Genomic DNA, 10,835 nt, shown 5'->3' on the forward strand with positions numbered 1-10,835 from the left:
CGACAGTATTCTCTCGTGTGTGAGTTTCGCCGATACGGTCGGTTCTCACGTGCACTCGGGTTACCGTACCGACGAAACGACATACACACCTACCCCAAATACGCGGTTATCCTCCCCGGAGACGTACGCTACTCGTCATGTCTTCGCACGAACGACCCCCCGCGGACAACCGGCGGTCGACGCCCGTTCCCGAGGCTCTCGACGCGTTCGCCGACGCCTTCGGCGGTGAGGTACTGCTCCCTTCCGACGAGGAGTACGACGAGGCGCGGCGTATCTGGAACGGGATGATAGACAAGCGGCCGGCGGTTATCGCGTACTGCTCGGGGACCGCCGACGTCGTCGCGGCGGTGCGCTTCGCCCGCGAGCACGACCTCCCGCTCGCGGTCCGCGGCGGCGGTCACAACGTCGCGGGCACCGCCGTCTGCGACGATGGACTCGTCGTCGACCTCTCGGCGATGGACGGCGTGTTCGTCGACCCTGACGCGCGGCGGGTCCGCGCGCAAGGTGGCGCGACGCTCGGCGATGTCGACCGCGAGACCCAGTTGTTCGGCCTCGCGACGCCGCTCGGCGTCGTCTCCGACACCGGTATCGCGGGCCTCACGCTCAACGGCGGCCTCGGCCACCTCCGGCGAGAGTACGGCCTCTCCTTGGACAGCCTCACCTCGGTCGAGCTCGTCACCGCCGACGGGTCGGTACTGAAAGCGAGCGACGACGAGAATCCGGACCTCTTCTGGGCGGTCCGCGGCGGCGGCGGCAACTTCGGTGTCGTCACGTCGTTCGAGTACGAACTCCACGCGGTCGGCCCGGCGGTGTTCGGCCTGTTCGTCTGGTTCCGCGGCGACGACGTGACGGCGGCGCTTCGCGCCTTCCGCGACTACTCGGCCGGCGCCTCCCGGGAGGCGAGCGTCCTCCCCTTCTACGCGACGGTTCCCGAACTCGACGAGTTCCCAGAGGACGCGTGGGGCGAGTCTGCCGTCGCCTTCCTGGGTTGTTACGACGGGTCGACCGAGGACGCCGAAGCCGAGTTCGAGGCGTTGCGAACGGTCGCCGACCCCCTCGTCGACTTCAGCGGCGTGATGGCGTACACCGAACTCCAGTCGATGCTCGACGAAGACTACCCCGACGGACTGCGATACTACTGGAAGTCCAGTTACGTCACCGACCTCACCGACGAGGTACTCGACCTCGTGGTCCGATACGGCGAGGAGCGTCCGTCGCCGTTGTCGACCGTCGACATCTGGCACCTCGGCGGCGCTATCTCGGACGTCGCCCCCGACGAGACGGCCTTCTGGCACCGCGACGCGCCGTTCATGGTCACGTTCGAGGCGAACTGGGAGGCCCCCGAGACCGACGACGCCAACGTCGCGTGGGCGAGAAACGGCCTCGCCGAACTCCGGGAGATGGACGTCGCAGCGGGCGCGTACGGCAACTTCCCCGGATTCGGCGAGGACCCCGCACGGACGCTGTTCGGCGACAACTACGACCGACTGGTCGAGATAAAGACCGAGTACGACCCCGAGAACGTGTTCCGGCTGAACCAGAACGTCGTACCGAAGACGGAGTCGGCGCGATGAATCGGGTCGACTACCGATCCTCGCCGGACTCGTAGTGCTCGCCTGCCGCTTCCGGCAGTCGAGTTCTGCCGAACAGGGCGAGGACGACGATGACCGCGATGTACGGAATCGTCCGCACGAGCGACTGCGGGACGGCGATGATGGCCGCCGCCTGCAGGCGCAGTTGCAGCGCGTCCAACCCGGCGAAGAGGAACGTCGACAGCAGCGCGCCGACGGGGTTGTAGTTGCCGAACAGGTAGGCAACGATGGCGATGAACCCTTTCCCGTTTACCATCGTCTGCCCGTTGCCGACGAACTGGCCGAGACTGAGCGACAGCGCCGCGCCGCCGATACCCGCGAGTAGTCCCGAGATGAGCACCGCCGCGTAGCGGACGCGGTTCACGTCGACGCCCGCCGTGTCGAGCGCCTGCGGGTTCTCCCCGCTGGCGATGACCCATCGTCCGAACGACGTGCGGTTCAGCGTGTACCACGACGCCGCGGTGGCGACGAACATCAGGTAAACGATCGGCGACGCGTCGAACAGCGCGCCGAAGAAGGGGACACCCGCGAGACCGGGCACCGTGATGGTGCCGAAGGTCTGCACGCTCGTGGTGTTCGGGCCGCCGTAGATGACCTGCGAGGCGAACGGCGCGAGGCCGAGCGCGATGAGCCACACCGCGAGACCGGCGATGATCTGGTCGGCGCGGAACTCGATGCAGACGACGGCGAAAACCGCCGCGAGGAGGACGCTCGCGACGACGCCGACGAGCAGGCCGAGCCAGATGTCGCCCGTCACGTCCGTCGCGTAGACGCCGACGAACGCCGAGATGATGAGCAGGCCTTCGAGACCGATGTTGATGACGCCGCTCTTCTCGGCGAAGATCCCGCCCAGCGCCGCGAACGCGATCGGCACCGAGAGCCGTAGCGTCGCCGACAGCGCGCTCTTGGTGAACATGACGCGGAGGACGCGCCCGGGCGTCGACGCCGGGGCGACGAGCCCCCAGAGCACGAAGAGGGCCGCAGCGGCGATGGCGATGATGCCCGCGATGCGCCGCGTCGAGAGTTCGGCGGGTCGGCCGAGCGTCGCGTTACTCATCGGACTCGCCTCCTTCGTGTTCTACGACTCCCCCGTCCGTCGCGACGGCCCGTTCGTCGGAGCTGTCGACGACGAACTGCTTGCCGAGGAGTCGGAAGAACTCGGGCATCGCGACGAAGAGGATGATGAGACCCCGAAGCACGCCGACGAGCTGCGGCGGCACGTCGGTGCTCACGTCGACGATGATGGAGCCGCTCTTGAGGACGCCGAACAGTAGCGCCGCGAAACCGACGCCGAGGGGGTTGTTGCCCGCGAGAATCGAGACGGTGATGCCGTCGAAACCGTACGCCGGGACGCCGGTCTGGTAGTTGCCGAGAATCATGAGCACGTACATCGCGCCGCCGATACCGCCGATGGCGCCCGACAGCGTCATGCTGGAGACGATGGTCCGCGCGGCGTCGACGCCGCCGTACTCGGCCGCTTCGGGCTGAATCCCGCTCGTCCGGATGTCGTACCCGAACGACGTGTGTTCGAGCAGGTAGTACGACCCGCCCACGAGCGCGACGGCGATGCCGAGCGAGACGATGGAGAAGTCGTCTCTCGCGTCGTACAACACCGGCGGGATAGTGGTGAACTCCGGCAGGCCGACCGTCTCGTTGGCCGGGCTCTCGGGGTCCTTGAACGGGTTCGAGACGAGGTAGAGCGCGATGCTCGTCGCCACGAAGTTCAGCATGATGGTCGTGATGACCTCGTTGGCGTCGGCGTACGCCTTCAGCGCGCCCGGAATCGCCGCGAACAACCCGCCCGCGAGCGCCCCGACGAGGAGGCCGAACGGGACGAGCACGAGCGTGCCGACGAGCCCCGAGAACAGCGGGGAGGCCCACAGCACGGTGAGCGCCGTCGCCAGCGCGCCGACGACCAACTGCCCCTGCATTCCGATGTTGAAGATGCCCGCGCGGAACGCGAGCGCGACGCCGAGACCGGTGAAGATGAGAATCGTCGTCTCCCGGAGCGTCACCGCCATCTGACTGTTCAGCGGCGTCCAGCCCCTGCGGAACGGCGGCGCGAGCTCTCCCTGCAACGGCTGGAACAGCGGGTTGATGGGGTCGCCGAGCGCGCCGAGGAAGAGGCTGTCGTAGACGGCGAACGGGTCGTAACAGAAGCCGACGCCGAAGAACGTCGTCGCCGCCGTCGTACACGTCGTCATCCGCCCGGCGGCGAGGATGATGAGTACGCCGACGAACATCGACAGCAGGAGCGCGGCGGTGCTGATGAGCACCCGCTCGAACGCCGACGCGCAGACGAGTCGTTCGAGCGCGCTCCGGCCGCGGGCGCGCCAGTCGCCGGCGCTCACCGCTTCTCACCTCCGGCGGCGACGCCGGTGTCGTCGGTCGTCTCGCCGTCGGCGACTTCGGTCTCGGAGTCGGTGCGGAGACTCGTCGCCGACGACTCCTCGGGCAACTGCTCGCCCGCCATCAGCAGCCCGATCTCCTCCTCGGTGACCGTCTCGGGGTCGACGACGTCCATTATCTCGCCGTCGTGCATCACCGCGAGACGGTCCGACAGCCCCTGTACCTCCTCCAGTTTCGAGGAGACTAGCAGGACGGCTTTCCCCGCCGAGCGGAGTTCGAGCAGTCGGTCGTGGATGAACTCCGTCGACCCGATGTCGACGCCGCGGGTCGGGTGGGTAGCGACGACGAGCGCGGGGTCACGCTCGAACTCGCGACCGACGATGAACTTCTGCTGGTTGCCGCCGGAGAGGGAGGCGGCCTTCGTGTCGCGGTTCGGCGGGCGCACGTCGTACTCGTCGATGATGTCCTGTGCGTGCGTCCGCGCGTGGCCCCACTCGATGCGTCCGCTCTCGGCGAACGGCCGGCTGTGCTGGCTGCCGAGGAGGCCGTTCTCGGTGAGGTCGAACGCCATCACGAGCCCGCGCTCGTGGCGGTCCTCCGGGATGTACGCCATCCCCTCGTCGATGCGGCGCTGGCGCGACCACTCCGTGACGTCCTCGCGCTCGAAGGCGACGCTGCCCGTCGTCGGCTCCCGGAGACCGGTGATGGCCTCGACGAGTTCGGCCTGTCCGTTGCCGTCGACGCCGGCGATACCGAACACCTCGCCCTCGTGGACCGACAGGGAGACCTCGGAGACGGCCTCGACGCCGCGTTCGTCCTCAGCGGAGAGACGGTCGACCGAGAGCACCGGCTCCCCGCGTTCGACCGGCGGTTTCTCGACGGTTCCGAGCACTTCGCGACCGACCATCAGCTCCGCGAGCTGTTTGCGGGTCACGTCGTCGGCGGCGACGGTGCCGACGTTCTCCCCGTCGCGGAGGACGGTGATGTCGTCGGCGGCGTGCATCGCCTCGCCCAGCTTGTGCGTGATGAAGATGATAGTCTTGCCCTGCGCGGTGAGCTCCTCGAAGACCGAAAAGAGATCTTCGACCTCCTGTGGCGTCAGCACCGCGGTCGGTTCGTCGAGGATGAGGACGTCCGCGCCGCGGTACAGCGCCTTCAGAATCTCGACGCGCTGTTGGACGCCGACGCTCACGTCGGCGAGAGTCGCGTCGGGGTCGACGTCGAAGCCGTAGCGATCACAGAGGTCGACGACTTCGCTTCGGGCGCGGTCGCCGTCGACGGCCAACCCGCCCCACTTCCGGGGTTCGTTGCCGAGAGTGATGTTCTCGGTGACGGTCATCGGGTCGACCAGCATGAAGTGCTGGTGGATCATGCCGACGCCCGCGTCGATGGCGTCGGCCGGCGAGTCGAACCGTCGGGGGGCGTCGACGTATCGGCCGGTGGTGTCGTCGTCCGCCGCTTCGAGTCCGTCGCCGTTGACGTAGACGTCTCCCTCGGTCGGTTCGTACAACCCGTAGAGGACGTTCATCAACGTCGTCTTCCCCGCGCCGTTCTCGCCGAGGAGAGCGTGGACCGACCCCCGCTCGACGACCAGATCGACGTCGTCGTTGGCGACGACGCCGGGGAAGCGTTTCGTTATTCCGTCGAGGTGGACGGCCGGTTCCATTGGTGGTGGCTTGTCAGGTGTGTGCTTAAGAGCGTGGTTTCTCGCCTGTTCGGCTGTCGAAGCGGGAGTCGGACGGCCGAGTTACAGGTTCGAGGGGTCCGACGGCACCTCGATGTCGCCGTCGATGATCGCCTGTCGCGACTCGTCGACCGCCGACTTCACGTCCTCGGAGATATCGTCGCCGAGTTCGTCGCCGTAGACGGCCGCGACGCCCTCCTGTTCGAGACCGAGCGTGGTGACGTTGCCGCCGTCGAACTCGTCGTTGACGACGTTCTCGATGGACGTGTAAACGGCGGTGTCGACGCGCTTGACCATGCTCGCGAGGATGACGTCGGCGTACCCCGACTCCGTCATCGACTGGTCCTGGTCGACGCCGATGGCGAACCGGCCCGCCTCCTGGGCGGCCTCGAAGACCCCCCGACCGGCGTTTCCGGCGGCGTGGTAGACGATATCGACGCCGTCGTTGTACATCGCCGTCGCCGCTTCGCTGCCCGCTTGCGTGTCGTTAAAGTCGCCGACGTAGCTGACCTGTACCTCGATGTCTTCGCTGACCTCCGCGACGCCAGCGCGGTAACCCGCCTCGAACTTCCCGATGAGGTCGCCCTCGACGCCGCCGACGAAGCCGACTCTCGTCTCGTCGGGGTTCGTCTCGCCGGCACCGGCGCTGAACTCCTCTTGGGTCAGCAGTCCGGCGAGCTGTCCGACGAGGAACGACCCCTCGTTCTCGCCGAAGACGTAGCTCGCGACGTTCGGCTCCTCGACGACGGTGTCGACGATCATGAAGTTCTGGTCGGGGTAGTCGGGCGCGTTCCCCGCCAGCGCCTCCTCCTGCAGGTAGCCGATACAGCAGATGAGGTCGTACTCGCCGCCCTGCGCGAACTGCTGCTGGTACGTCTGGAACTCCGTCACCTCTTCCGGTTGGACGTCGTCGCTCGAGACGTTGTACTCCTCGGCGGCGTCCCGGAGACCGCTCTGCGCCTGGTCGTTGAACGACCCGTCGCCCAGACCGCCCGTCGCGTACACCATCCCGACGTTCACGTCGGCGCTGCCGGAGCCCCCGGAACCGCCGTCGCTCGACTCGTTCCCGGACTCGTTGTCGCCGCCGGTTCCGCTGTCGTTGCTCCCGTCGCTGTCCTCGGTCGGGCCGCCGGTACAGCCAGCCAGTCCCGCGATACCCGCCGCACCTGTCGCCTTGATGAGCGTCCGCCTATCCAGATTCATGGCTATGTCTGGACGGACATGACTCGGAAATAGGGATAAAGCCGTCGTTTGCCGTGGAACGGCCCTCGGTAGCGGTTCTCAGTCCCTCGCCGCCTCGACGGCGTCTTCGACCACGCCGTCGGCGTGGGCGACGAGCGAATCCACGTCGTCGCTCTCGGCGTAGAGGCGGACGTACGGCTCGGTGCCGCTCGGCCGGACGAGCAGCCACGAACTGTCGGGGAACTCCAGTCGGACGCCGTACTCGGTGTCGACGCTCGCCTCGGGGAAGGCGTCGGGGAGCGTCCGCTCCAGCGCCGCCATCGTCTCGCGCTTGGCTCCGTCGGGGCAGTCGACGCTCACCTTCCGGTACGGGCGCTCGGTGACGGGTTCGCGGAGCGCGTCGAGGCCCGCCTCGGCGACGAGTCGGCTGACGACCGCCGCGGAGGCGACGCCGTCTATCCACCCGCCGAACTGCGTGTGGATGTGTTTCCACGGTTCGGCCGCGAAGACGACCGTCCCCCCCGCCGCTTCGGCCGCCGCGATGCCCTCGTGGAGCGCGCCGAGACGGATGCGCTCGACCCGTCCGCCGGCCTCGCGGACGCGTTCGTCGATGCGCGCGGAGGCGTTCGGCGTCGTCACGACGACGGGGTCGTCGCTCTCGACGCTCCGGACGTAGTGTTCGGCGAGAATCGCGACGATAGTGTCCTCGTGAATCACCTCGCCGTCGGGCCCGACGACGACGATACGGTCGGCGTCGCCGTCGTGGCCGATACCGAACGCGAAGGGGTCGCCCTCCGCGTTGGCGTCGGCGACGAACGTCCGGAGGTCCCGCAGCGACTCGGGCGTCGGCTTGCTCTCGCGGCCGGGGAAGTGACCGTCGACGTTCGCGTTCAGCGTGACCACGTTCGCGCCGAGGGCGCGAAGCACCTGCGGGGTTGCGAGACCGGCCATCCCGTTGCCACAGTCGACGGCGACGCGGAGTCCGGAGAGCGGCGCACCGCGGCCGCGAGCGTAGTCGGCGACGGCGCGTCGGTACGTCGAGAGCACCGCCTCGTCCTCGCTGTCGCCCCACCGGTCCCACGCGCCGACGGCGTCGTCGTCGGCGACGCGCTGTTCGACCGAGCGCTCGGCCGCCCGGTCGTACTCGACGCCGTCGTCGAACACCTTGATGCCGTTGTCGGTCGGCGGGTTGTGGGACGCGGTGAGCATCACGCCGCGTCGTCCCCGCGAGGCGAACGCGAGCGCGGGCGTCGGCAGCATCCCGGCGCGTCGAACGTCCGCCCCGGCGGACAGGAGTCCCGCTTCGACAGCGGCGGCCAGCGCCGGGCCGGTCACTCGACCGTCGCGCGCGACGACGACCGCTCCCCCGTCGCGACCGACCGCACGGCCGACGGCGAGGGCGAGTTCGGGCGTCACGCGCTCCGTGGCGCTTCCGCGGATTCCGGCGGTTCCGAACAGTTCCATACGCGGAGGTATCGGGCGGTGTACTTAGATGGTCCCGGTTCGACCGCGTCCGCGGCCCGACGTATTTTGCCGGTCGACCTCGAACGTCGACTATGAGCGAGACACCGTCCGAATCAGACCGAACCCGCGCGCACGTCTTCATCAGCGGTCGCGTTCAAGGCGTCTTCTACCGGGCGAACACCCGGGATGCGGCCCGCGAGCGCGGCGTCGACGGTTGGGTCAGAAACCTCGACGACGGCCGCGTCGAAGCGGTGTTCGAGGGCTCCGAACCGGCCGTCGACTCGATGGTCGACTGGTGCGAGACCGGTAGCCCCGACGCGAACGTCGAGGACGTCGACGCCGAGTACGAAGCACCCGAGGGTCTCGACGGGTTCGAGGTCCGACGGTGAGCGGCGACAACCGGCGCTGAGCGCTAACTCCGCTCGCGAGCGTCGATCCGCGACACCCGTCCCGTCGACGAGGGGGAGACGACGAGGAGACGGCCTATCACGCGGCGGTTATCTCCTCCTGCGCCGTCCACTCTCCCGTGAACGACATCACCACCGCGATCGACATCGACGCGCCGCCCGAGACGGTCTGGCGCGTCCTCACCGAGTTCGAACACTACGCCGAGTGGAACCCGTACACCGTCGTCAGCGGGAGCGCGACCGAAGGGAGTCGCCTCCGCGTCTCGCCCGGTCCCGAGGCCGGGCGCGCGCCGACGTTCAGGCCGCGCGTCCTTCGCGCCGATCCGGGCCGCGAACTCCGGTGGCTCGGCCACCTGTACGTCCGCGGCCTCTTCGACGGCGAACACCGGTTCGTGGTCGAACCTCGCGGAGACGGCCGTTCGCGACTCGTCCAGTCGGAGTCATTTTCCGGAGTACTGATGGGACCGATTCTCCGTCGCATCGGAGCCGACACGGAGGCGAACTTCCGCGGCGTGAACGAGGCGCTGAAAGCGCGGGCGGAGGCGCTGTGGACCGACCGAGGCGGCGAGTCGGAGTCGAGTACTGGCGACGGAGCCCCGGAACCGACGGCCTGACCCGCCGCGAGAGTAACATTCATACACCAGCCCCGTGAGAGCAGGTCCAATGCAGCTCGTCAAATTGTCGGCGACACGCCGACGCGCAGAGACCGACCCCCGTCCGCGACTCGCCGGAGGCGTCGCGTGAGAGTCGCCGCGATTCCGTGGACGATTCTGACCGTCGTCGGCCTCGTCGCCACGCTCTCGACCGGCTTCCTCATCGTCCGGGGACCGTTCTTCGGCGGACCGACGCTCGACCCCCTCTGGCTGCTCGTCGCCACCGGCGGGTTCATCGCCGCCATCATCACCCTCGCGTTCGGCGGGTCGAAGCTGGCGCGCGTCGTCCTGTTCTGAACCGCCCCTTCGACCCCGTCTTCGGCCCCCGAAGCGTCGGAAAACGCCATTTTCCGCAGAGAGGCGCGCGCTGTCGCCTGAGCATTCGAAAACTGGGGTCCCCCTCGAAAATCCGGCGCTCAGCCCCGAGCGGCGCTGACGACGCCGACGCCGACGGCCATCACGACGCCGCCGACGAGAAACGTCGGGCCGACGTGTTCGCCCAAAAGCGCCGCGCCGAGTGCCGCGCCGACGGCCGGTTGCGCGAAGAAGAAGACGGCGACGGTTCCCGCGCCGACGTACTCCAGCCCTTTGTACCACAGATACCACGCCGCCGCCGTCGACGCGACGCCGAGGTAGAGGACCGCGCCGAACGTCTGCGGCGACGGCGCGAACGCGTCGGCGGGGACGCCGACCGCGAGGAGTTCCGCCAGCGAGAGCACTCCGAGCATCGGCGTCGCCGCGAGCGTCGCGTACGTCGCCGCCGTCAACGCCGAGTAGCGCCGGACCACCGGTACGCCCCAGACGGTGTAGCCCGCCCACGCGACGCTCGCGGCGACGAGGGCGACGAGGCCCGCGAGATTCCCGGCGGCGAGGTCGGAGAGGCGGTACTGGCCGGCGACGACCAGAAGCGTCCCGACGACGGCCAACGCCATGCCGGCGGCTTTCTTCCCCGTCAGCCGTTCGCCGAGCACCGACACGCCGAGGACAACGGTGAAAACCGGGGTGAGGACGGTGAGTAGCGACCCTTGACTCGCGTTCGTCAGTTCGGTGCCGACGAACTGGGTGGCGATGGTGAGCGCCACCCACCCGCCGAGGACGACGAACCGGCCGTAGTCCTCGCGGCGGATGCGGACGTCCTTGCTCTTCGTGACGGCGAACAGGACGACTGCGCCGATGACGACGCGCAGAAAGCCGAGCGTCACCGGCGGTATCGTCGTGAACGTCCACTTCGAGACGACGTACATGCCGCCCCAGAGCGCCGCCGCCGACAGCGGGGCGAGCGCGAAGGCGTACCGTCGCACGCCGGAGGCCGTTCGGGACACCTCAGGCGGAGTCGACCCCGAAACGGGCGGTACAGGCGGTACGCGCGCCGACGGGTCGACCGCGATCGGCCCGGTTCCGTTCGCGCGTCTCCGCCGCGTGGATGCGCTCTCGGTCGAAAGCGGTGCTCGGGTCAGTACCGTTCATGACGGGCCGTACGTCGTCGCCGACGGCCAGAAACGTT

11 protein-coding genes are annotated in these 10,835 nt (G+C 68.5%); 4 read left to right on the forward strand and 7 right to left on the reverse strand.

The genetic code is table 11. The features are described 5' to 3' along the window. Positions 1-137 precede the first annotated feature (137 nt). Entirely contained in the window at positions 138-1,574 is a 1,437-nt protein-coding gene (locus LAQ74_RS07640) for an FAD-binding oxidoreductase (protein WP_224336737.1), read from the forward strand. A gap of 10 nt (positions 1,575-1,584) precedes the next feature. On the opposite strand, the gene LAQ74_RS07645 is transcribed toward LAQ74_RS07640, so the two are convergent. From LAQ74_RS07645 to LAQ74_RS07665, 5 genes are all read right to left on the reverse strand, one after another. Continuing rightward, positions 1,585-2,649, reverse strand: coding sequence for an ABC transporter permease (locus LAQ74_RS07645; protein ID WP_224336740.1), 1,065 nt, complete (start codon positions 2,647-2,649; stop codon positions 1,585-1,587). Beyond that, entirely contained in the window at positions 2,642-3,943 is a 1,302-nt protein-coding gene (locus tag LAQ74_RS07650; protein ID WP_224336742.1) for an ABC transporter permease, read from the reverse strand. The genes LAQ74_RS07645 and LAQ74_RS07650 overlap by 8 nt, the downstream gene beginning before the upstream one ends. Continuing rightward, positions 3,940-5,607 (reverse strand): ABC transporter ATP-binding protein, encoded by a 1,668-nt coding sequence (locus LAQ74_RS07655; protein WP_224336744.1) that lies wholly within the window; start codon positions 5,605-5,607, stop codon positions 3,940-3,942. Before LAQ74_RS07655 ends, LAQ74_RS07650 begins: the two co-directional genes overlap by 4 nt. Positions 5,608-5,688: 81 nt before the next feature. Then, positions 5,689-6,828, reverse strand: a complete 1,140-nt coding sequence (locus LAQ74_RS07660) for a BMP family lipoprotein (RefSeq protein WP_425498517.1) — start codon at positions 6,826-6,828, stop codon at positions 5,689-5,691. Positions 6,829-6,906: 78 nt separating this feature from the next. After that, positions 6,907-8,271 (reverse strand): phosphohexomutase domain-containing protein, encoded by a 1,365-nt coding sequence (locus LAQ74_RS07665; protein ID WP_224336746.1) that lies wholly within the window; start codon positions 8,269-8,271, stop codon positions 6,907-6,909. Between the two features lie 92 nt (positions 8,272-8,363). On the opposite strand from LAQ74_RS07665, the gene LAQ74_RS07670 reads away from it, so the two are divergent. From LAQ74_RS07670 to LAQ74_RS07680, 3 genes are all read left to right on the forward strand, one after another. Further along, a complete protein-coding gene (locus LAQ74_RS07670) occupies positions 8,364-8,660 on the forward strand; it encodes an acylphosphatase (protein WP_224336748.1) in 297 nt (98 codons plus the stop codon). Between the two features lie 137 nt (positions 8,661-8,797). Next, positions 8,798-9,292 (forward strand): SRPBCC domain-containing protein, encoded by a 495-nt coding sequence (locus tag LAQ74_RS07675; protein ID WP_224336750.1) that lies wholly within the window; start codon positions 8,798-8,800, stop codon positions 9,290-9,292. 126 nt (positions 9,293-9,418) lie between these two features. Next, on the forward strand, positions 9,419-9,628 hold the full coding sequence (locus LAQ74_RS07680; RefSeq protein WP_224336753.1) for a DUF8132 family protein: 210 nt from the start codon (positions 9,419-9,421) through the stop codon (positions 9,626-9,628). Positions 9,629-9,747: 119 nt separating this feature from the next. Here LAQ74_RS07680 and LAQ74_RS07685 read toward each other — a convergent pair whose 3' ends face one another. Both LAQ74_RS07685 and LAQ74_RS07690 read right to left on the reverse strand, forming a co-directional pair. Further along, positions 9,748-10,653: a DMT family transporter gene (locus LAQ74_RS07685; protein ID WP_224336755.1), complete on the reverse strand. Its 906-nt coding sequence runs from the start codon at positions 10,651-10,653 to the stop codon at positions 9,748-9,750. 1 nt (position 10,654) lies between these two features. Then, positions 10,655-10,798 carry a hypothetical protein gene (locus LAQ74_RS07690; RefSeq protein WP_224336757.1) on the reverse strand — a complete coding sequence of 48 codons (144 nt, stop codon included), beginning with the start codon at positions 10,796-10,798 and terminating at the stop codon, positions 10,655-10,657. Positions 10,799-10,835 lie beyond the last annotated feature (37 nt).

Source organism: Haloprofundus halobius (genome assembly GCF_020097835.1).
GTDB classification, from domain to species: Archaea; Halobacteriota; Halobacteria; order Halobacteriales; family Haloferacaceae; genus Haloprofundus; species Haloprofundus halobius.

Coding starts and splice junctions, on each gene's coding strand:
- LAQ74_RS07640 (WP_224336737.1), top strand. CDS start 138: ATGTCTTCGCACGAACGACCCCCCGCGGACAACCGGCGGTCGACGCCC.
- LAQ74_RS07645 (WP_224336740.1), bottom strand. CDS start 2,649: ATGAGTAACGCGACGCTCGGCCGACCCGCCGAACTCTCGACGCGGCGC.
- LAQ74_RS07655 (WP_224336744.1), bottom strand. CDS start 5,607: ATGGAACCGGCCGTCCACCTCGACGGAATAACGAAACGCTTCCCCGGC.
- LAQ74_RS07660 (WP_425498517.1), bottom strand. CDS start 6,828: ATGAATCTGGATAGGCGGACGCTCATCAAGGCGACAGGTGCGGCGGGT.
- LAQ74_RS07665 (WP_224336746.1), bottom strand. CDS start 8,271: ATGGAACTGTTCGGAACCGCCGGAATCCGCGGAAGCGCCACGGAGCGC.
- LAQ74_RS07670 (WP_224336748.1), top strand. CDS start 8,364: ATGAGCGAGACACCGTCCGAATCAGACCGAACCCGCGCGCACGTCTTC.
- LAQ74_RS07690 (WP_224336757.1), bottom strand. CDS start 10,798: ATGAACGGTACTGACCCGAGCACCGCTTTCGACCGAGAGCGCATCCAC.